At 34.7% G+C, this 22,363-nt stretch carries 23 protein-coding genes; 8 read left to right on the top strand and 15 right to left on the bottom strand.

Features of this window, described 5'->3' with window-relative positions; all coding sequences use genetic code 11:
- Positions 1-21: 21 nt before the first annotated feature.
- A complete protein-coding gene (gene fabI, locus ACFVR1_RS08335; protein WP_387582872.1) occupies positions 22-801 on the bottom strand; it encodes an enoyl-ACP reductase FabI in 780 nt (259 codons plus the stop codon).
- 290 nt (positions 802-1,091) lie between these two features.
- Here fabI and ACFVR1_RS08330 point away from each other — a divergent pair, with 290 nt between their 5' ends.
- From ACFVR1_RS08330 to rbsK, 3 genes are read left to right on the top strand one after another with little or no spacing between them, the layout of a single operon-like run.
- On the top strand, positions 1,092-2,096 hold the full coding sequence (locus ACFVR1_RS08330) for a LacI family DNA-binding transcriptional regulator (protein ID WP_387582869.1): 1,005 nt from the start codon (positions 1,092-1,094) through the stop codon (positions 2,094-2,096).
- Positions 2,097-2,107: 11 nt separating this feature from the next.
- A complete protein-coding gene (locus ACFVR1_RS08325; protein ID WP_387582866.1) occupies positions 2,108-3,064 on the top strand; it encodes a nucleoside hydrolase in 957 nt (318 codons plus the stop codon).
- 53 nt (positions 3,065-3,117) lie between these two features.
- Positions 3,118-4,008, top strand: a complete 891-nt coding sequence (rbsK, locus tag ACFVR1_RS08320) for a ribokinase (protein WP_387582864.1) — start codon at positions 3,118-3,120, stop codon at positions 4,006-4,008.
- Between the two features lie 111 nt (positions 4,009-4,119).
- Here rbsK and ACFVR1_RS08315 read toward each other — a convergent pair whose 3' ends face one another.
- Positions 4,120-4,308, bottom strand: coding sequence for a twin-arginine translocase TatA/TatE family subunit (locus ACFVR1_RS08315; protein WP_387583300.1), 189 nt, complete (start codon positions 4,306-4,308; stop codon positions 4,120-4,122).
- A 233-nt stretch (positions 4,309-4,541) separates the two neighbouring features.
- On the opposite strand from ACFVR1_RS08315, the gene ACFVR1_RS08310 reads away from it, so the two are divergent.
- Together ACFVR1_RS08310 and ACFVR1_RS08305 are read left to right on the top strand one after the other, a co-directional pair.
- On the top strand, positions 4,542-4,913 hold the full coding sequence (locus ACFVR1_RS08310; protein ID WP_387582861.1) for a YkvA family protein: 372 nt from the start codon (positions 4,542-4,544) through the stop codon (positions 4,911-4,913).
- 102 nt (positions 4,914-5,015) lie between these two features.
- Complete coding sequence (locus ACFVR1_RS08305; protein WP_387582859.1) at positions 5,016-6,197, top strand: aminotransferase class I/II-fold pyridoxal phosphate-dependent enzyme; 1,182 nt, start codon at positions 5,016-5,018, stop codon at positions 6,195-6,197.
- Positions 6,198-6,243: 46 nt separating this feature from the next.
- Here the strand turns inward: ACFVR1_RS08305 and ACFVR1_RS08300 are convergent, their stop codons facing one another.
- The 9 genes from ACFVR1_RS08300 to ACFVR1_RS08260 form a co-directional block, all read right to left on the bottom strand.
- On the bottom strand, positions 6,244-7,638 hold the full coding sequence (locus tag ACFVR1_RS08300; RefSeq protein WP_387582856.1) for an MATE family efflux transporter: 1,395 nt from the start codon (positions 7,636-7,638) through the stop codon (positions 6,244-6,246).
- A 160-nt stretch (positions 7,639-7,798) separates the two neighbouring features.
- Complete coding sequence (locus ACFVR1_RS08295) at positions 7,799-8,449, bottom strand: amino acid ABC transporter permease (RefSeq protein WP_387582853.1); 651 nt, start codon at positions 8,447-8,449, stop codon at positions 7,799-7,801.
- Positions 8,450-8,461: 12 nt separating this feature from the next.
- Positions 8,462-9,115: an amino acid ABC transporter permease gene (locus tag ACFVR1_RS08290; protein ID WP_387582850.1), complete on the bottom strand. Its 654-nt coding sequence runs from the start codon at positions 9,113-9,115 to the stop codon at positions 8,462-8,464.
- A gap of 80 nt (positions 9,116-9,195) precedes the next feature.
- The gene (locus ACFVR1_RS08285) at positions 9,196-10,014 is read right to left on the bottom strand and encodes a transporter substrate-binding domain-containing protein (protein WP_387582847.1); all 819 of its coding nucleotides are present in this window, start codon (positions 10,012-10,014) and stop codon (positions 9,196-9,198) included.
- 22 nt (positions 10,015-10,036) lie between these two features.
- On the bottom strand, positions 10,037-10,765 hold the full coding sequence (locus tag ACFVR1_RS08280) for an amino acid ABC transporter ATP-binding protein (protein WP_387582844.1): 729 nt from the start codon (positions 10,763-10,765) through the stop codon (positions 10,037-10,039).
- 250 nt (positions 10,766-11,015) lie between these two features.
- Positions 11,016-12,116 (bottom strand): serine hydrolase domain-containing protein, encoded by a 1,101-nt coding sequence (locus ACFVR1_RS08275; protein WP_387582842.1) that lies wholly within the window; start codon positions 12,114-12,116, stop codon positions 11,016-11,018.
- A 182-nt stretch (positions 12,117-12,298) separates the two neighbouring features.
- Positions 12,299-12,661 (bottom strand): hypothetical protein, encoded by a 363-nt coding sequence (locus tag ACFVR1_RS08270; protein ID WP_387582839.1) that lies wholly within the window; start codon positions 12,659-12,661, stop codon positions 12,299-12,301.
- 226 nt (positions 12,662-12,887) lie between these two features.
- Complete coding sequence (locus ACFVR1_RS08265; protein WP_387582836.1) at positions 12,888-13,772, bottom strand: DMT family transporter; 885 nt, start codon at positions 13,770-13,772, stop codon at positions 12,888-12,890.
- A 90-nt stretch (positions 13,773-13,862) separates the two neighbouring features.
- On the bottom strand, positions 13,863-14,381 hold the full coding sequence (locus ACFVR1_RS08260) for a tubby C-terminal domain-like protein (RefSeq protein WP_387582834.1): 519 nt from the start codon (positions 14,379-14,381) through the stop codon (positions 13,863-13,865).
- Positions 14,382-14,711: 330 nt separating this feature from the next.
- Between ACFVR1_RS08260 and ACFVR1_RS08255 the strand changes: the two genes are divergently transcribed.
- Positions 14,712-16,412, top strand: coding sequence for a methyl-accepting chemotaxis protein (locus ACFVR1_RS08255; RefSeq protein ID WP_387582832.1), 1,701 nt, complete (start codon positions 14,712-14,714; stop codon positions 16,410-16,412).
- 172 nt (positions 16,413-16,584) lie between these two features.
- On the opposite strand, the gene ACFVR1_RS08250 is transcribed toward ACFVR1_RS08255, so the two are convergent.
- From ACFVR1_RS08250 to ACFVR1_RS08235, 4 genes are all read right to left on the bottom strand, one after another.
- On the bottom strand, positions 16,585-17,490 hold the full coding sequence (locus ACFVR1_RS08250) for an NAD-dependent epimerase/dehydratase family protein (protein WP_387582829.1): 906 nt from the start codon (positions 17,488-17,490) through the stop codon (positions 16,585-16,587).
- Positions 17,491-18,468 carry an NAD-dependent epimerase/dehydratase family protein gene (locus ACFVR1_RS08245; RefSeq protein ID WP_387583298.1) on the bottom strand — a complete coding sequence of 326 codons (978 nt, stop codon included), beginning with the start codon at positions 18,466-18,468 and terminating at the stop codon, positions 17,491-17,493.
- A gap of 234 nt (positions 18,469-18,702) precedes the next feature.
- Positions 18,703-19,152 carry a hypothetical protein gene (locus ACFVR1_RS08240; RefSeq protein WP_387582827.1) on the bottom strand — a complete coding sequence of 150 codons (450 nt, stop codon included), beginning with the start codon at positions 19,150-19,152 and terminating at the stop codon, positions 18,703-18,705.
- Positions 19,097-20,350: a glycosyltransferase family 4 protein gene (locus tag ACFVR1_RS08235; protein WP_387582824.1), complete on the bottom strand. Its 1,254-nt coding sequence runs from the start codon at positions 20,348-20,350 to the stop codon at positions 19,097-19,099. Before ACFVR1_RS08235 ends, ACFVR1_RS08240 begins: the two co-directional genes overlap by 56 nt.
- Before the next feature lie 393 nt (positions 20,351-20,743).
- Here ACFVR1_RS08235 and ACFVR1_RS08230 point away from each other — a divergent pair, with 393 nt between their 5' ends.
- On the top strand, positions 20,744-21,448 hold the full coding sequence (locus ACFVR1_RS08230) for a DUF1796 family putative cysteine peptidase (RefSeq protein ID WP_387582821.1): 705 nt from the start codon (positions 20,744-20,746) through the stop codon (positions 21,446-21,448).
- Entirely contained in the window at positions 21,393-22,361 is a 969-nt protein-coding gene (locus tag ACFVR1_RS08225) for a polysaccharide biosynthesis protein (RefSeq protein WP_387582818.1), read from the top strand. The genes ACFVR1_RS08230 and ACFVR1_RS08225 overlap by 56 nt, the downstream gene beginning before the upstream one ends.
- The last annotated feature ends 2 nt before the right edge of the window (positions 22,362-22,363 follow it).

Genomic DNA, 22,363 nt, shown 5'->3' with positions numbered 1-22,363 from the left:
TGCACTCTCCTCATTTTGAGGTTATCCCATAATATTATATCCAGAATCTACGTAAACGATTTCTCCTGTTACACCTCTAGATAAATTACTTAGTAGCGCAACCGTCATATCTCCTACTTCTTCAGCTGTAACATTGCGCTTTAAAGGAGATGTTTCTTCAATTTTATGCAGAATAGTATTAAAAGAAGAGATTCCTTTTGCCGCTAGTGTACGAACAGCACCAGCAGAAACAGCATTTACACGAATATTATTTTTCCCAAGGTCTAACGCTAAGTATTTAACAGAAGCTTCTAATGATGCTTTTGCAATTCCCATTACGTTGTATCCTTCCAACACGCGCTCTGCACCTAAATAACTCATTGTAACAATAGAGCCGCCTTCAGTCATGAAAGGTGCAGCTTCTCTTGCCGCAGCAATAAGTGAGTACGCACTCGTATCTTGAGCAAACGCATAGCCTTCTCTAGAAGTGTTAATAAAATCGTTCTTTAAATCTTCTGCATTTGCAAAGGCAACTGAGTGAACCACTCCGTGAATCACACCTACTTCTTTTCCAATCGTCTCAAATGCTGATTTGATACTATCATCACTATTAACATCACACTCAACTACTAGTCTCGCTTCTAAATTATTATCAGTTAAAGCTTTTTCAATTTTACTTAAAGAACGTTCTTTACGATACGTGAAAATGACATTTGCTCCCACTTCAAACAGTGATTTAGCCACTCCCCATGCAAGGCTACGTTCATTTGCAACACCCATTACGACAATGTTTTTATCTTTTAATTGAATTAAATCTTTCATAAGAACCTCCAATTTATTATCGAGATATACTATACCTATTATTAGTACCAGTTACTAAGTTTATCTTATCATATTTCTTTCCTTTTGTACTATCCTCTATCATATTTTCATTTTAATTACCCTTTTAAATATGCTGTTTTTCTGATACACAATTGAGTAGACTTTAAGTCAATCACAAGACAGGACAAATATAAATTGACAAAACAACACGCCTACAATATTCTATATACTAATTAGAGAAAACGTTTTCGTAAAACGTTTTCCTAACTAAAGGAATAGGTGATACATATATGGGAAGATTAACAATTAAGGATATCGCAAGAGAAGCAGGTGTTTCAATTACTACTGTTTCTAGAGTATTAAATAATAAAGCAGAAGGTATGTCAAAAGAAACACGTGAAAAAGTTTTGCAAGTAATGGAAGAGTTAAATTACCAACCAAATAAGTTAGCACGTGGTCTAGTGACAAAGCGTTCCAATATGCTTGGGTTAATCGTCCCTAATATCTCCAATCCTTTTTTTCCAGAGCTTTGCAGAGGTGCTGAAGATGAGGCAAATCAAAGAAACTATAGCCTCATCATTTGTAATTCAGATGATCAATCAAAAAAAGAAGAAAACTATTTACGATTGTTGCAAGAACAACAAGTTGATGGGATTTTACTTTCAAGTATGAGTCGGCTATCTCATACTAGCAAAGATCAATTGGAGAGCGGAAAGATACCATATGTATTATTTGACCGTGGCGAGGAAGCAAGTAACCACTCCGGTGTTTTTTTAGACAACGAAAAAGGAGGGTATATTGCTGGAAAGCATTTGACTGACTTAGGCCACACTAAAATTGCATGTATGACAGGACCATTAGAGATTCTGAATTCACAACAACGTCTTTCTGGATTTCAACGTGCCTTAACAGAAGCTACTATAGAGCTTCCTAAATCATTTATCTTAGTTGGTGACTTTCAAATGGAACTAGCTTATCTAATAGCAAAGAAATTTCTACAGAATAACTCCGTGACTGCAATATTTGCCAGCAATGACTTAATGGCATGTGGTATTTATCAGGCTGCTCATGAACTAGGTATCCAAATTCCGGAACAACTGTCCATCGTCGGTTTTGATGATATTCCTTTAGTAACTGCTTTAATCCCAAAACTAACTACTGTTAGACAAGGTACATATGAAATGGGAAGAAAAGCAATAGAACTACTCATAAATGAAATTGAAAACAATTCATCTGATGGAGTAGTTTTTGAACCTGCTTTAATCGTTAGAGAAAGTACGAAAAAAATAAAATGAGGTGTAATGAAATGACCATCCCAGTAATTATTGATTGTGATCCTGGTATTGATGACGTAATGGCACTAACTCTTGCTTTTGCAAATCCGGAATTAGATATTAAGTTAATCTCAACAGAACCAGGAAACCAAACGCAAGAAAAAACGATTTACAATGCACTTGCTTTTACTAGTTATATGAAAAAAAATATCGAAGTTGCTAGAGGTTTAGATAAGCCATTTTTCCGCAAACTTGAAATTGCAGATGAAGTACATGGGGACAATGGACTTGGGGACGTTCACTTTCCTGAGCCTACTCTCAAGTTAAGTAATCGAACAGCAGTTGAAGCGATGAAAGAAACACTTTTAACTAGTGACGAGCAAATAATTCTCATTGCAACTGGTCCACTTACAAACGTAGGTGCACTTCTATTAGCACATCCAGAAGTAAAATCGAAAATTAAATACATTTCCTATATGGGCGGCGCCGCTGTTGGTGGAAATATGTCACCAACTGCAGAGTTTAATGTGTACGTCGATCCTCATGCAGCAGATATTGTTTTTCGTTCCGGAATTCCTATTGTAATGAGTGGACTTGATGTTACTCATAAAGCTTACGTTACAATAGAAGAATTAGATGAAATTGAAGCAATTGGATCTGAATTTGCACATAAGGTTGCTACAATGCTTCGTTTTTACATCCATACAGCAAAGCAAACAGCTTTCCATACCCCTAATTTTGAAGGTCAGATTCGTTTACATGATTTATGCGCAGTGTCTTACGTATTAACACCTGAGCTATTTGAAGGGGATGACTGCTATGTGGCAGTAGAACTAGAAGGAAGACTCACAGCGGGAACAACGGTTGTAGATTATTCTCAACGAACTGGTCTTCCTCATAATGTGAAAGTATTGCATACGGTTCAAAGAGAGAAGTTCCTCGAGCAATTTCTGAACGCCGTTAAAGTAATGAGCCAACAAATCGGATAAGAAGTATGTTAAACCTCTTGCAATAGCTCATATGGAAAGGAGCAAAATAATTCATGAATATAGCCGTCGTAGGGAGCATCAATATGGATCTTGTGTATCGAGTTCCCCATATTGTAAAAGCAGGAGAAACATTACACAGTACAAATCATGATGTATTTTTTGGGGGAAAAGGAGCAAACCAAGCAGTAACTGCTGGGCAATTAGGAGCAGATGTTAACTTTATAGGGAATGTGGGAGTAGATGTTTTCGGTGATCAAGCCTTGCAAAACCTACAAACTAAAAGAGTAAATACTGCAGCTATCAAGAAAGTTGGATTAACTGGTCAAGCGATAATTCAAGTAGCAGATTCAGGGGAAAATTCGATTGTACTATTTGCTGGAGCAAATTTTCTTGTGACAACCGAACAGATTCAATCTGAGAGAGATAAAATAGAAGCGAGTAATGCTCTACTTCTACAATTGGAGATTCCAATGCCAGCAGTAGAGCTTGCAGCTAATATTGCCGCACAAAAAGGTATACCAATTATATTAAATCCTGCTCCTGCACAAGAAATTAGCGATTCTTTATTAAGTAAAGTTTCCATATTAACGCCAAATGAAACAGAATTAGAAGTATTAACTGGGCTGAAAACCGAAACCGATGCAGATCTTTATCAAGCATGCTCCTCATTACTCCAAAAAGGGGTTGGAGCAGTAGTTGTTACTTTAGGGGGAAAAGGTGCGTATTATATGAATAGGCATGAACATGGCCGTATACAACCAAATCGAGTAGATGCAAAAGATACTACTGGGGCTGGCGATGCATTTAACGGGGCGTTAGCTGTAGGGTTATGTAAAGGACACTCCTTGAAAGAGAGTATCCTATATGCATCCGAAGTTGCTGCATTCGTTGTTACTCAAATGGGAGCACAACCGACCATTCCATTGTCCTTTTTAAATAAATAAGTGGGGGGAATCCCTTAGCAACTCGCTATATCGCTAAGGGATTCCACGTCTACTAAAGCGATTTTTATTTTTTCACCTTAATAAAAAAAAGCCGATTATTGTCGGCTTTTTTTATTTATCTTTATCTTCTTTTTTAAAATCCTCTGTTACGTTGTCAACAATATCCTTTGTTGACTTTTTGAATTCTCTTAACGTTTCACCGGCAGCTTTTCCTAACTGAGGTAGTTTTGCAGGACCAAAGACAATTAAAGCGATAACTAAAATAATTACTAAACCTGGTACTCCAATGTTTGTCAGGATAATTCCTCCCAATACCTATTTTTATTAATCCGATGGCATATGCAATAGTTAAGTTGATAGCATTTGTAATATTATTGTCTTCCTTCATTACAAATTATACTCATTCATTGCATTTTTTAACCAAATCTCATTGAATTTTTGGTTGCGACCTTTAACTATTAATTAGCTCAACTTTTACATGAGAATCGAACAATATGTATACTTGTTTTATAATGATATAAGGAGATTATAGAGTGATTGCTAACATAAAAGCACATGCAAAAAAGATAAAACAAGACATTTTTGTATTAGTGGAGGCATATAAACATCCAAAGTTACCTCTTTATATAAAACTAATTTCTATATTAGTTGTTGCATATGCATTCAGTCCAATTGACTTAATTCCTGATTTCATTCCTGTTCTTGGTTATTTAGATGATATTATTCTCATTCCTTTAGCTATTACAATTATTTTAAAACTGATACCTGACCAGATACTGTTAGAATGTCGATTATTAGCGGAAGAATCGGAGAAAGTGAAAAAGAATAATTGGATAGCTGGCACTATTATTATTTTCCTCTGGATCATATGTATTTATTGGGGTTATTCACTATTCACAAAATAGTCATAACATCTAATATATTGCATTTGATATTTTTCGCAATATTAGTTTTATTTGTGATAGAATAAATGATAAATTTATTTTGCTAGCGAGGAGTGCTTTTAATTGATTATCGAACCATCTAGAAAAATGTCTATATTTGAACCTGCTATTTTCGGTGATTTAAAAGCAGCAGCCGCAGCTAAAAAAGCAGCAGGTTTTGAACTATATGATTTAAGCTTAGGTAGCCCTGATCTGCCACCCGATGAAAAAGCAAGAAAGGTATTATCGGAACAAAGCTACTCATCAACAACATATGGCTATACACTTAGCGGCACGAAACGTTTTTATGAAGCGGTGGCAGATTATTATAAACGGCGTACTAATGTTATCCTTGATCCACAAACTGAGATTTTACAGACCATGGGATCCCAAGAAGGTCTTGTCCATCTACCTATTGCATTTTGTAATGAAGGAGATTACGTGTTAACGACAAATCCAGGATATGTTGCATATGACGCCGGTATTAAACTAGCTGGAGCAGTTCCATATTATATGAATCTATTAGAAGAAAATAATTTTTTACCTGACTTAGATTCGATACCTGCTGAAGTAGCTTATAAATCGAAAATAATGATATTAAACTTGCCTGGAAACCCTGTTCCAGCAATGCCAGACTCAGCTTTTTTTGAAAAGGTGGTTGCATTCGCAAATAAATATAATGTCATTATTCTACATGATGCTGCTTATTCCGAATTCTACTTTTCTGGCAATGCTCCTTGTACCTTCCTAGCTACACCTGGAGCCATGGAGGTTGGAATGGAGATTAACTCTTTATCAAAAAGTTTTAGTCTTGCAGGTACTCGCATTGCATATATAGTTGGAAATGCAAAAATGATAGATATTATGAAGCAACTAAAATCAAATTTGGATTTTGGGATTTTCGGACCTATCCAAGAAGCAGGGATAACCGCACTAAATAATGCGGAAGAAATCACAGAACGTTTACGTAAAATATTTGCAGAGCGACATAAAGTATTATCCGAAGGTCTGGAAAGTATTGGTTGGACAGTAACTCCTTCAAACGGTGGTATGTTTGTATGGGCAAAGTACCCATATGACATGATAGATAAAGATTTTGTCTTTGAAGCAATTGATCAAACAGGTGTCGTCATGGTCCCTGGAACTGTGTTTGGTTCAGCAGGCGCTGGCTTCGTTCGAGTAGCCCTCGTACAAGACGTGGAGATATTGAAAAAAGCGATTGAGCAGTTGAAAAAATTAAAGATTGAAGTTCCATCCTATATCTGATTCAGATGCTTATACTAATGAAAAAGATCAAGGAAAGCCGCATCGTTTATAACGATCGGCTTTCACTTGATCTTTTCTCATTTTCCTGAGGATGCACGAGGGCGAATCTCTCCCACCTTCGACTTTTCCATCTGAAATACATGATTGTGGCACGTGTCCATTCGTCGGTGGCGATTGCCAGCCAAATACCAGGTAGTCCTAAGTCCAATTTAAAAACCAGAAAATAACCTAAAGGTAAACTCATCATAACCATCGACAAAGCACCTATCACTACGGGAAAGCTAGCATCTCCTGCAGCACGCAATGAATTAATAATCACAATATTCATGGTCCGTCCCGTTTCAAGAAGTATACTTAGGATTAATACAGATGCTCCAATTTTTATTATTTGTTCATTATCTGTAAATAAACTCATTAACCCAATTCGGAAAATCATAACTATCGTGACCATCAATAACGTGAAGAGAAGTGCCCATTTCAAACTTGACCAAACAGATTTATATGCTTCATCTTTCTCGTTAGCGCCTACAAACCTGCCAACAATGATTGCAGTGCCCATTCCTATCGCAATTGCAAATAAATACGTAAACATTGATATATTAACTGCATATTGCCTTGCAGCCAATGACTCTGCTCCTAGATAAGTTACATAGTACAGGAATACAATTTGACAGCCTTGATACAAAATTTGTTCAAATGCAGATGGCAATCCAATTTTTAAAATCTTTTGAATGTACTCTTTTGACACCGTGAAATAATAGTACACTTTTACACGATACTCCATCACTTGATAAAGCAACCAAAAGAAAACGATAAGTGCGATAGCTCTGCTAACAACTGAAGAAATCGCAGCTCCTTGAACTCCTAGTTCTGGGAAACCAAACTTTCCAAAAATCAACATATAATTCCCTAAAACATGAATAATATTCATGCCTAACGAAACAAACATCGTCTGCTTTGTATAGCCATGTACACGAATAATAGCCGCTAAAGCGTTAATTACGGCTTGCAGGAAAATAGCTCCGCCTACAATCGACAAGTATTTATACGCAAAAAGTAATACATCGGCCTGTAAATTCATAGCGGTCATCATACTTTTAGAAAATAATATAAAGCCAATACTTAGTACAATTCCAACTCCTAAATTTAACGTCACTGCTAATCCTGAAATTTTCGACGCTTCTACATATCGCTTTGAACCTAAATACTGCGAAACAACAATCGCAGCTCCATTTCCGACTACTTCTAATATTAATATTGCTATATGAATGTATTGGTTTGCTGCTCCGACACCCGATACTGCATCATCAGACAATGCACTGAGCATAAACGTATCTGCTATCCCCATTAACATAAACAAAAATACTTCTAGAAAAATTGGCCAGGTCAAGTGAAATAAACTAAGCTTTCCTCCTAAATCCTTCTTCTTTTTAATCGCCATCTATATTCCCTCTTTGCCAATTGAATTTCAATAAAATGAATCTTACCATATAAAAACAGCGCGAACAAACTCGTTCACACTGCAATATTTGATAAAATACTTTAAATTAGTAATAACCCAAAACGTATTTACTAAGAGAATATACATGTCTACTAATTTTTTATGCATTCTTAATCTCTAGTCTTCTTGCAATAAGTGACAAAGCATAATTGACGATGAAATACATTAGTGCGATTAATAAGAAAATCGGAATTACATACTTTGTTTCCTGCGCTTGAATAATTTTTGCATTATGAAGCAATTCAGGAAGTGCTATCACAACCGCTAAAGAAGTATCTTTAAGCAGTGAAATAAATTGACTAACAAGATTCGGCACCATTCTTCGAAGCGCTTGTGGTAAAATGATAAACCTTAACGCCTGAACGTAGGAAAGACCAGAAGAACGAGCTGCTTCCATTTGTCCTTTTTCAATGGAATTTAATCCACCACGAACAATTTCTGCAAGCATAGCTGATTCAAAAACAGTTAGGGCCACAATAGCGGAAATAGTAATACTTAGGTTAATACCTATCTCTGGAAGTGCAAAATAAGTAAACAATATAATTAGCAAAAGTGGCAAGTTACGTATTGTTTCTACAATAACAGCCATTATTTTTGATAGAATAGGAATTTTTGCAAATCGCAAAGTTCCAACTAATCCACCTAGGATAAAACTAAGGATAATTGAAATGAGTGCAACCTTTAATGTTATATAAAAACCTTCCAAAAGAAACATTAAATTATGTGGCGAATATGCACCTATAAAGTCCATTATGACACCTCCTTAATAACTATTAGCAAGACGTTTCTCAAGGTATCCTACACCTAAACTTAATGGAACAGTGAGCACTAAATAGAATAATGCAACAAATATGTATACATCAAATACAACATATGTTTTAGCAGAAATGAGATCTGCTTGATACATAAGATCAGTACCCGCTATAAGCGCTAGAATAGAAGAATTTTTAACTAAATTAATAAATTGGTTGCCAATTGGAGGAATTACAATTTTAATTGCTTGGGGCAATATGATTAATCTCATTGTTTGAATATACGTTAAACCCGAAGACCTTGCAGCCTCCATTTGTCCTTTTGACACTGATAAAATACCTGAGCGAATGGCTTCTGCAATGAAAGCTGACGTATAGATGGAAAGCGCTATGGCTCCCGCTTCAAGTCCAGAAAATTTTATACCGAGAGCAGGAGTTCCAATATAGAAGAAAAAAGCTATGATAACTAGTGGAATGTTACGGAAAAACTCTACATATACAGTTCCGAACCAGCGCAGCAGCGCTATTGGAGTGATTCTCATAACGGCAACAATTGCTCCAATAATAAAACTTGCAATTAATGCAATTAGACTTGCAATAATCGTAATTTTCAAGCCTTCCCAATACATGTCGAAATGATTAACTAAAATAGTAAAATCCAACATTTGTTTCACCCCACTTAACTTATTCAGGATGAGCAATCACTGCCCACCCTGAATAAATAAAATTTCAAACAAATTTTATTTTATTTATCAAACCATTTGTTGTAAATTTTGTCGAATTCTCCGTTTGATTTTAACGTCTCCAGTGCTTTGTTAAGTGCATCTAAAAATTCCGTATTTCCTTTTTTAACAGCAATTCCATATGGTTCATCTGTAAAAGTACCTCCAACTAATTCAAAGGAGTCATCCTCTGAAGCCATCCCTAAAAGAATGGAGTTGTCTGTTGTCAATGTATCACCCTTTCCAGCTTTTAGAGCTGTAAAGGCTTCAGCATAGTTTTCAAACTCTAATACTTGTGCATCTGGTGCTGCTTTGCGTATATTATCCGTAGAAGTTGAACCTTTCACAGCAAGCACAGTTGTATCCTTAGTTAAATCATCAATACTTTTAATTGCACTTCCTTTTTTAACTAGTAAAGATTGACCTGCTTCAAAGTAAACTTCTGTGAAGTCTACTTCTTTTCTACGTTCCTCTGTAATGGTCATTGTAGCAATAATTGCATCAATATCCCCCTTATTTAATAGTGGGATTCTAGTTTTTGATGTAACTTCTACAAGTTCAATTTTATTTTCATCACCAAAAATTTCTTTTGCTAATTGCTTTGCAATGTCAATATCAAATCCTTCTACTTCACCTGTTGATGGATTCTTCAAACCAAATAACTTAGTGTCGAATTTTACTCCAAAAGTAATCTTGTCCCTTTCTTTAATTGCTGCTAAACCGCCATCTCCTGTTGACTTTTCAGAACTTTTTCCTTCATCATTTGAATTACAAGCCACTAAGAACAAAATAGAGATTAGTGATAATACTACTAATCTAAAAAACTTTTTTAACTTTAACATTCATACATCTCCTTTATTTTTATTAGTGATTTAAAATACGGCTGAGAAATACTTTCGCCCGTTCTTCTTTTGGGTTTTCGAAAAACTCTACCGGCATTTCTTCTTCTAAAATTTTCCCTTGATCCATAAATACAATTCGGTCTCCAACTTCTTTAGCAAATCCCATTTCGTGTGTAACGACAACCATCGTCATTCCCTCTTTAGCGAGTGCTTTCATTACATCCAATACTTCCCCTACCATTTCCGGATCAAGCGCTGAAGTAGGTTCATCAAAAAGCATAATATCAGGTTTCATAGCAAGCCCTCTTGCAATAGCAACACGCTGTTGTTGCCCACCAGATAGCTGAGAAGGAAAAGACGATGCTTTGTCAGGTATGCCTACCTTTTCTAAGTAATACATTGCCGTCTTTTTTGCTTCATCAGCTGACTGCTTTAACACATTTATTGGTGCAAGAGTAATATTTTCAAGAACCGTTTTATGAGGATATAAGTTGAAATGTTGAAAAACCATTCCAATATTACGTCGCAGTTTATTAATATCTGTTTTCTTGTCATTGACCGGTATATTATTCACAGCAAGTGTACCATTCGTAATTGTTTCAAGTCCGTTGATACATCTGAGCAGTGTACTCTTTCCTGATCCAGATGGACCAATGACCACTACAACCTCACCATTTTGTATCGAAAGATTAATATCTTTTAAAACTTGAAAATCTCCGTAATATTTATTTACCTGCTCAAAAGAAATCATGCAATTCTCCTTTCTAACCTATTTAAAACGCTGAAAAACCACCATTTATTGTTTTTTAATTTTTCTGAATAATAATATAAATAAAATTATATATATGTTTCGTAGGAAAGTCTACCCTTTATTGTTAGTTAACTATTTATTTTGTAAAATAATGATAGAATAACATTATCTCGGCATCACGATAAAAAACCTTAGTGTAAACACTAAAGTTAAACGTATTTTTAGGTAGTATCTCATTCCCACGGGGGCATTATACAATACTTTTTAATACGATATTTAGCGATTTAAACATGACTTTAATACCTTTTCTCCCATACCCAAAGTGATTTAAAGCTCCAATAAAGTAAATATCCATTTCGGGATGATAGAACATAAATGTACCGGTTGAACCGAAATTACCAAAAACACGATACTTTTTTGGCATAATGAGGGGAATAATTTTAAAAGAAGCGAGTCCATATCCGTAATCAATCCCTAAAAAGTCTAGAGATGAGAATTTTGACCAATCTTTCATTCTTTCAAAACTTTCATTTTTCAATAAGTCACCATGTGATAATTTCCGCATAAATGTTAATAAGTCTTCTAAAGTAGAAACAATACCGCCACCAGCATAAGATGCGATTGTTAAACTAGCATAGTCAGTCACATTCCTATTTCTTCCGAACAAATGAGCGATAGGCAATTCATTTTTCTCTGCTGTTTCTGGATGACAAAACAAATATGAGTGATTCATTTGAAGAGGCTCAAAAATATAATGATGAAAAGCCTCATGTAGGGGCATAGAAGTAATTTTTTCTATTATTAATCCAAGTAAATGATAGCCTGTATCCGAATAATGAAACCCTTTTCCTGGCGGAAAATGTGAGTGCAAATTTTCTTTTGACCACAATATAACTTCTTTAGGTGTCCAAACACGAGTTGGATCATCAAATAGTTCATCTAGTAGAGACTTTTTCGCTTTAGGTTTGTCTTCGAAGTGGTCTTGTAACCCCGAAGTATGATTAAGGAGTTGTTTAATTTTTATTTCTTGTGTATATTCTTTACCTTTATACACATGTAAATTCGATAAAAGTTCGCCCTCGATATATTCACTAATTAAATCATCATAAGAGACTTTACGACCTTCTACAAGAAGGGCTATAAGAGTGGATGTGAATAGTTTACTAATACTTGCAATAAAAAAAGGTTGTTGAACATGAGCGGACATTGAACCAGTCTCACCTTCCGCAATTTTCAGATGAAACTTTTGCTTGTCAGAATGGACTAGCAGGTATGCATTATGTATATTTGAGTCTTTTTTAATAGTGCGCCTAAACATCTCGACTATCTCAGTTTCTGTAAAATTCTCCACTATAATATCCTCCTTTAAATCATTTACACTATATTCAACTACTGTATCGAAATGCCCTCCATTTTATGCTTAAAACATAAAAAGTATAAGAATACTAGATAATTCGTTCGGATTCCAAGAAAAAAACGTTTAATTACCAATTAGGTAATCAAACGCCATTATCTTTTTTAGTTTATAGTTATTTAGTCAATCTCCAAATGCTCATGGATATATTTTTTTAACCTTTCGTTTGAAAAAGTCATCTCATTAATTAAAAGACTATCTTTCACATACGATAATTTATTTCTTTCCGTTGCTTCAGACTGGATATGCAAAGTGTTGTCCATATACATTATACCTTTATTTGTAATCCTTTCTTTTCCATCTTCTTGCGAGTTATTAACCAGATCTTCTTTCTCCAGTTCTTCTACATTTTTTGCATAATCATCCTTTAAACTGCTTTTTAGGACATCTTCTAATTCCTGCATGGATGCTGCTGTTTCCTCTAAAAAGTTATAAATATAATAAGCAAGTAATACTTGTTCTTTTAAAGTCAATTTTTCCATTTGTTATCCCTCCTCTGTATACTTTTTTATTTATTATTCCTTTTCATCCATACACTTAAACCTAGAATTAAATAGATATAAAAAAATGGCTCGAATCTATTTTTGATTCGAACCATTTATCCAATGGGCTTTATTTTAATAAGGACACTCTAAAATCAAAGGCAACTATAAAAATGACTATGATATAAATTGACTCCTAGGTTTTAACAATTAGTGCTAAGCTTTTTCAAAGCTCTTCAGAAACAATTAATTTTTTATTAGGTCTTACTAAGGTGTAAACAATTCCCCCGAAAATAAGCAGAATACCTACAGATTGTAAAATAGATGGGCGAAAATCTAAAATCATTGTATCAAGTAATATTGCAACAACTGGATCAACAAAAACTAAAGCAGATATGACAACTGTGGATAATTTCCGAAGACTATCAAAAAATAAATAATAAACAAACCCTGTATGTATTAAGCCAGTTCCTAATATGTAAAGCCAATTCGACATGCTTAATCCATGAAACACTTCAAAGCTCGTAAATGGAAAGAGCATTAAAATACCAATCGTTGTCTGCACAAATGTCATGGCATAAGCACTTAGCCCGTTAACGCCTTTACCGAGTAGCATTGTCATTGCATAGCACAAAGCTGACAACAAAGCCCATACAAAACCTGAACCGAAAAATTCTGTAAGCGAGGTGAAGTTTTGAATTCCGATAATAAATATACTTCCTAGAAAGCACACTACAATTGCAAGTAAGGATTTCACAGTCATTTTATCTTTTAAAAACAAGCTTCCTAATATTAATACAAAAATAGGTGCTAAATTATAAATAGAAATGGCAATTGTTATCGACATTTCTTCAAATGCTTTAAATAAAAATACCCAATTTAACACTAAAAAAACTCCGCATATCATCGTTTGTATAACTTCTCGTTTTCGCCAAGCCTCTACTTTATGTTGACCCGTGATGAACCAACAAAAGCCCAAGAAAAGCGTAGCACAAATACAACGAACAAAAACTAACTCTATTGCTGGAATTCCTGTCTTTCCCGTAAAAAAACCAATAGAACCGAAAATAGCCATTGATAAAGTCATTTTTAGCATAGCTGTACTATTCATACTATCAAACCTCTTTTCTTTGACAAAAAAATTCTTTATACCTAATTTTAACCATATCACTCTAGATTATATATTTGCAATACTTTAAATTCATCCCCCTACAAACAACGCACATTGACTAATCGCAACAAAAAATGCTGCGTTTTGAATCGGAGAGTCTTCTTCTATTTCTAACTGGACTGAAAATTCCTCATTTAATTCCGCTTTCCAGCGTGCAATTTCTTTGTTGTCATATGTAAATCGTGACCAGCCCTCCATTTCCTTATGTAGTTTTATTTTCAAATTACCGTCTGTAATCATTAGGTCCGGAATTAGTTCTTTCCATTTATCATAAGCAACAATGTACGTTTGCGGTTCGACAAGATTTTTAGCTTCATAGTAGACTCTCCCCTTTCGTGAAACTTTCTTACATGTGAAAATGAGCTCATTATTTGTGTTATATACGTGATAGTTTAAAAAATATCGATAATCCATTAGCTTGTCTGCAAATTTAGTTAATTTACCGGCGTAAAACCTTTGAAATGTTAAGTAAACTACTCCTTCGTTATAGACAGAAGTCATTGGTGTTGACTCTATTGATAGTGGTTGTGTGTATGTATATGTGTGCATGGATATTTCTCCTTTGATTAAATAGCATTAAATATTAATTTTAATAATAGATAAAAAATAGTTTCTAAGGACTACTTTTTATATTTTTTTGACGAATTTCAATGAAAATTGTTGTTTTTTTCTAAAAAATCTCTTGTTAGTACACGTAAACTTATCTATACTGAAATAGGCCCAAAATTCCTTTAAAAACGAAGTAGTTAATATTTATCACTTTCTTTGTCGTCCTAGTCTATTTGATTTAAAATCATTAATATCTATCAAATTAATGATATTTTGATTTTCACTACTTTGCAGAAGTTTGATTAAACAAAAAATCTAAAAATAATTGGAGTGTTCTCATTGAAATGGACAATTAACAAAAAGCTACTTGGGAGCTTTTCAGCGGTTCTATTATTACTAATCATAACAATTGTTGTTAGTTACATACAAATTACAGAAGTAGACGATTCGTATAGCGATTTAATAAGCGATAAAGCTATGAAAGCAATTGAAATAAAGGAATTACAAGTAGCTGCAAAGCAAGAAGTAGTTGCCATGCGGGGGTATGTAATATCAGGGGATAAAGAAGCTTTACAAGATTTCTCCAATGCCGTTGCCGATTACAAGAATAAATATGAATCTCTAAAACCAAAGTTTAAACTTCCAGAAGCGATTAAATTGTTAGAGGAAGTTAACCAGATTGAGCATGAGAATATAAAGTTTTCTGAACAGGTTATTGAACTAAAAAAACAAAATAAAAGGGATGAGTATGAAACACTTTTATCAACACAAGGGAAAGACATTGTAAAAAGATTTGATGAAGAAGTAGCAAAACTATCAAACTTTCAAAACAATTTACTAGTTGAACGAAATGCTAATAATACAGAAATGGTTAAAAAGACTATCAGCTTTGTTTTAATCCTCGGTATCATTGCAGTGGTAGTAGGAATTACTATTGCACTTTTTATGGGACGTCTTATTTCGAAGCCTATCATTTCTTTAGCTAGTTCGGCCAAAAAAATTGCAGAAGGAGATCTTTCTGTCGATGTAGTATCTGTGAAAAATAAAGATGAAATCGGTGAATTAGTCGGTTCTTTTAACCTCATGACAATGAATCTTAGAACGCTGATAGAACAAGTCAGCATAAACTCTATTCATGTAGCCTCTGCTGCAGAAGAATTAACAGCAAGTGCGGAACAGACAACTCAGGCAACCGATCAGATTGCACTTTCTATTCAAGATATTGCAAGTGGTTCCGATACACAAGTTCAAAGTGCAAATGAGTGCTCTACTGCCATGCAAGAAATGACTATTGGCATTCAACAAGTTGCCGAAACTTCCTCTTCTGTTTCAGAATCCGCAATTGAAACAAACAAGGAAGCTAACTTAGGCAACGAATCGCTTCAAAAAGTAATTCATCAAATGAACACCATTAATACTTCAGTAGAAGATTCCGCTTCTGTTATAAGAAGGTTAGGAAATCTATCCAATGAAATCGGAAACATTATTGGAGTCATTACAGGAATTGCAGATCAAACGAATCTATTAGCTCTTAATGCAGCAATCGAAGCAGCTCGTGCAGGTGAACACGGCAAAGGGTTTGCGGTTGTAGCAGATGAAGTTAGAAAACTCGCAGAACAGTCCAAAGAATCCGCTGACCAAATAGCTGAGTTAATTAACAAAATACAAGTTGATACAAATCAAGCAGTGAATGTTATGGAAGTTGGTACTCAAGAGGTTGCTACTGGAATGCAAATAGTAAGGGAAACCGGAGAAGGATTTGAGAAGATTTTAAGATCTATTGAACAAGTTACTGCTCAAATTCAAGAAGTTTCTGCTATCTCTGAGGAAATGTCTGCAAGTGCGGAAGAAGTAAATGCTTCTCTCGAAGAAATGGCTCATATCGCCGAACACGCTTCTTCAAATACACAAAATGTAGCCTCTGCATCAGAAGAACAGTTAGCCTCGATGGAGGAGATTACTTCTTCTGCCTCTTCCTTATCTAACATGGCAGAGGACTTACAAGCTCTAGTTAGTAAGTTTAAAATTTAACAAAATAAGTAACAGCGCAAGAGCCCTCTAAACCAGTTTTCAATCGTTTTCGGAGTGCTTTGGATAGATTTGGGCTATATCATTACCGAAAGTTATAAAAGAGGAAGGTCGTGACTGACTTCACGACCTTCCTCTCTTTTCGATAATCTTATGGTTGTTCATTTAGAAAGTTCTAATGGAGGTTTTCCCGTTGATAAACCAAAATATCTTCCAGTGATTTTTCAAACGATATTAGGGGGGACCATCCAGCATTTAAAAGCTTTTTAGGTGTTGTCACCTCTATTTTTTCATGATTATTCTGCAAAGTTTGGATGTTAAAGTCAACCATTGATAAGTTTTGTAATGCATCTGTTATATCCTTTAGGAACCTTGGCTTACCAGATGAAATATCATAAATCTCTCCCGATTTTCCAATATCAAATAGTTTTTCATATGCACGTATTGCATCTCTCACGTCAATGAAGTCTCTTTGAACAAATAAGTTATTTACCGTGAGTACTCTCTCTGAACCACGCAATTCCATCTCTGCAACTTTCTTAGCAAGTATGGAGCATACTCCTGTAGAATCTCCAGGTCCTATTAAATTGGACGGTTTTGCAATAACTATATCCATTCCATAAAGAGATTCCCATGATTGCGCCACTAAAACTTGAATTGTTTTACTTAAGCTATATGGATCCTGGAACAGAGAAGACTTTCTTAAATCTAATTGAAGAGCCGAACCGACAATTATTATTTTGCAAGGTAAGTTTTCTTGTCTGATTGAGTCGATTATATAAGCAGTGGACATTGCATTTGCTTCGAGTGAAGTAATTGGTTCATTCCAAGAATCTTGCACATTATTTTGCCCAGCAAGATGAAGTATTTGGTCCGGAATAGCCTTTCTTATCAAGTTCCTCACTTGGTGTTTGTCGGTTAAATCACATTGTTCTAAATGAATTCGTTCGTCTAAAATGTTTGTCTGCAATTCTCTCGATACAGCAATAACGTCATATCCTGCCTTTTTAAAATATTGGCAAGCATGTAAACCTGTGAAACCATTGGCGCCGGTTATCATTATTCTCGCTTTTCTTTTCATTTAGTTATCCACTCGATTTCTAATTATGGACTTATTATAAATTTTTTCCTTGTTTGTATTACTCTCTGATGCTATATGAAAAGCATAAGTCTCCTTTAACCCATCCTCAATGCTGTAAATGGGCTTCCACTTTAGGTGATGTTGTGCTTTTTTATTGCAAAGACAACTGTGTTTAATATCTCCTTCTCGGGGAGCTGAGAAATCTCTCACTACTTTAATTCCATGAATGTCTGTAATGAAGGATAATATTTCATTAATTGATGTTTTCTGAGAGGTGCTAATTTGTATAGTTTCTTGACTACCATAAGTTAATGCTGCAAGATTAGCTGAAATAATATCCTTTACGTAAATGAAATCTCTCGTTTGTTTTCCATCTCCATGAACATTAATATTTCCACCATTTTTAATACGATCGAAAAAAACCGATACAACCCCCCCCTCCCCTTTTGGTTTTTGCCTTGGCCCATATACGTTTGCATATCTCAATATAGTATAGGGTTGTCGATAAAGCTCATAAAAAAGCCTTATGTATGACTCTGCAGTCAACTTAGACAAACCATAATAGGAAGCGGGAATCGTCACCTCATCTTCTGAAAGAATTTCTTTGTTTAAATTTCCGTATACCGCGGATGTGCTGGCAAAAATAAATTTCTTTACTTTCGCTTTGTGACAAGCTTCAAGTATGTTAATCGTGCCAATAATATTTATATCTGCATCATGTTTTGGATATTGAACAGATTTTCCAACATCTGCTTGTGCAGCTAAATGGAAAACGGCATCTGGTCGAACTTCCATAATAATCTTTCTTGCCTCTTCGCTACATATATCTACAACATACATATGAGCTTGTGGATTTACATATTCTATTTGTCCCGTCACTAAATTATCCAGAATATGAACATCCATTCCTTTTGAGATAAGTTCATCAACAAGGTGAGAACCAATAAAGCCAGCTCCACCTGAAACGATTATTTTCATCATTAATCCCCTTCTCACTTTTCCATACTATATGCAGAACAACAGGATACTTATGGGACATGTGCCGACAAAAGATTAGTTTCTATAAAGAAAGATTTCTTATGCGACAAATAAAAATCATTTATTCATATGGAGAGTCAGTGTCATCATGAGGGTGTAGGAGAATATTAGACTGGGGGGTTAGGAAGTATATAAATATTAGGAAGATTTTTTTAATTCTCTCTAAAATTCAATTTACCTACTGTTCATTGGTTTAATAATTTTTTTAAAAAGTGGGGTTGGTAGTAAATATCCCTTCGGTAAATTCTTCACTATTTTATTCCAAAAAAGTCTATCTACATGCATGTGAGGAGTTGGGAAGTGATTGTGAAATAAGTAATCATAGGAGTTAGCTTTCATAGATGCCAAGAGTTCTATAGAAACTGGGTTAGGAAGGATATACCTTACAGGTAATGAATGCGTTATCTGCTCCCATACAACTTCATCTATTTTTATTTGTTCCTCTATAAAGTTATCATCTATTGAGTGACTCCTTTTTTGGGTAGAATTTTTAAATATTCGATTCCATATCTTCTTTCTAATTATTTTTTCTTTTGGGGACGATGAGGTGTTCAAAACTTTCATGACTTTAGGTAACTTGGCCATTTTTTTTAGCCTTCTTCCTGATTGAAATGGCTTCTTCATAAATTCCCAATAAACTCTTTACCCCACTATCCATAGACCAATGTTTCATTCCCCATCTTTTCGCTTTGGATCCCAAGCTTCTTCGTAGATATCCGTTATTTAATAATAAATACAAGTTTCTGTACAATTTATAAGGATTTTCTGGAGGAATTAACAAGCCTGTTACGTTATGTTCAACCATTTCAGGGAGTCCACCTACATTACTAACAATAGTCGCCTTCCCCGCTATTTGCGCTTCTATAAGTGATAAAGGCTGATTATCTAACATGGTCGGAAGCACAAATATATCGGATTTCCCTAACAGAGAGGGGATATCATCACGTTTCCCTAAAAAATAAACGTAGTCTTCCAAACCAAGCGATTTTCTTCTAGCACGTAGTTTTGTTTCTTCAGGACCAGTTCCAACTATCCAACACACCCAATCTTGTCGAAGTTTTTTTAACCTACTAAGTGCTGTAAGAAGGTGGTGAACACCTTTCAGTTCTGTCAACCTTCCCGTATAAATTATGACTTTTTTATCTTCTGGAGCTGAAATAAGTGACTTTACGTTCATTTGCTTCAAAAAGTTTTCGGTATCAAATCCATAATGAAGAACTTTAACCTGTTCTTTTGACACATTAAACTCATCTATCAAAATATTTTTCAACCAATTGTTAGCTACAATAGTAATGTCGGAGGAGGTTGCTCCAATTTTTTCTAATTCATTATAGTAGTCGCTTGCCATGTAAGAATTTGAAGACTTATGAATAGTCGTTAATTGGTGTTGAATTTCATGTGCTACTGATCCATGCAAAGTCGCTACCAAGGGTATATTTCGGGGTCGAATTCTATCCATACAAGCAGTTGAAATTACATCTTGAGTGTGGATTATATCGTATTTTTTTAATCCAAAATATGCTGTACCTAATTCAAAAACGTAACGTTGAAACTCTGTGTATTCAACTAAAAGGTTCTCATAAAGTTCTGGATAGTTTTGTTTGTTCAATTTCGCGTGTAATAAAGGTATTAATTTATCTCTCTCTACCTTTTCACCAGTATTTAACATACAAATATTCAGGTTATCCTCATCATAACCAAGTATATCCACTTCATGTCCAAGCATTTCTAATCTCTTACTAAGCTGTTGCATATAACTCCAAACTCCTCCCAAATGAGGAATGGGCCAATATGTTGCTAACAATATTTTCACTATATACATCTCCCTATTTAACAGTATTCTCTATTCTTATTTCAAGGGGAGAATATAGAGTAGGTCATTCATCAATATTATAAATATTTTTTATCAGTTTATAGCTAAAATTTTCTAACTTTCAAGTAAATCCAAAATCAATTTCATCTATTAGATTTCATTAAGATTCTGATGATAGATTAAAAAATAAATTTTGTAATAATCAAAGACAGCCACCACTGTAAACTTATGTAACAACTTTTTGAATCTATCTTTTTATTTTTCGAAAGTAGGAATACAGCCCTATTTTTATTGGTATGACAGCATTTACTATTAGACAAGGTAATTGGAGAAGTATTGATTATTTTCATATAAAGATCTTTCCCATTTAACTTGTGAAAAAAGATAATAGGGGGTGAAAATATGAAATTAAATCAACTCAAAGGAAACTATGATGCAATATTTAGTTTAGGAGATCTTTGCTTAACATCTATTCAACTTAAAAAACACAATTTAAGACCTTATTCTGGAGTACTGGATTGGGTTGCGAGTCCAACATTATCATCCGTAAACACATTGTTAGAAAATAGGTTTATGGGGTTCATGAAAAAAGATAATTTACGTGTAATAGGATATGCAGATTCGTGTATTTGTGTATCAGATGATGGATACAACATCGTTTCGAATCATGACTTTGATAAAAAGACTAATACCCTAAAACATTTAGCTTCCTATTTAGAAGTAAAGGAAAAATACGAAAGAAGGACCCAAAGATTTCTTGCTGAGATGGAGGCAGCTAAGCGGATACTATTTATCCGAACGGAAGGTAGCTTCGAAGATACTTTGATCCTACAGGAAGTATTATCAAAGCTAGTCAAACATGACTTTCGTATATTAATCATCAATCATACAAAAGTGAAGAAAATGGTAGAAAAGAACTGGCCTTTAGAAAAAGTCTGTTCACTTGAATTTCCCAACTCCGAAATATGGGAAGGCAATAATGATCTATGGGATGAGGTGTTAAATGGAATTAGTTTATCAAAAAGAAATCAAATATCTGGGAGGAAAAAAAGTGTTTACAAATTCAACGATACTAGTAACCGGAGGGACAGGCTCATGGGGAAATGAGTTAGTCAAAAAACTGCTATCTATGCACCCTAAGAAAATTATGATATTTTCAAGAAATGAAAATAGACAAGTTGTCATGCGGAGAGCCTTTCCGGATACAAGAATACAGTTCTGTATCGGCGATATACGAGACAGAGAGGCCCTCGGAACAGCTTGCTTTGGAGTAGACTATGTATTTCATTTGGCAGCATTAAAACATGTGCCAGTATGTGAAGAAAATCCTATTGAAGCTTTCAAGACAAATGTATTAGGGACATATAATGTCATCGAAGCTTCAATAGAAAACAATGTAAAAAAAGTAATCTATGTATCTACTGATAAAGCCGCTGATCCAGCGAACACATACGGGATGACCAAAGCGCTTGGCGAGAAACTAATCCTTCATGCAAACCAAAAAAACCCCACTACTAAGTTTTTGTGTATTCGAGGTGGAAACGTATTGGGAAGTAGCGGAAGTGTCTTACCTTTGTTTGTGAAACAATTAGAAGAGCAAAACCAAATTATTATCACAGATAGAAGAATGACTCGTTACTTCGTTACTCCTCAACATGCGATAAATACTCTTCTTCAAGCCGCTGAATTAGGAACCGGAGGAGAGATTTTTGTCATGCATATGAATGCATGTAAAATTCTCGATTTGGCAGAAGTCCTCATTGACTTTTTCCAAAAAAAAGATGTGGACATTATTGAAATCGGGGCAAGAAATGGCGAAAAAATGCACGAAGCGTTAATAGCTCAAAACGAAGAACCTCTAGCAACTGTCTTTAACAATGATTTAATCCTCATTACTTCCACTAATTCTAGCAAAGGAAAGACTCCTTTACCTACAGTTCTATTGGATACAAAGCAAAGGTTAATGACCAAAACAGAAATTAAAGAGTTGTTAACTGATGGTGGATTTTTGAAGGAATAAAT

This window comes from Psychrobacillus sp. NPDC058041 (genome assembly GCF_042885655.1).
GTDB lineage: Bacteria > Bacillota > Bacilli > Bacillales_A > Planococcaceae > Psychrobacillus.
This window is presented reverse-complemented; position numbering and strand designations above follow the sequence as displayed.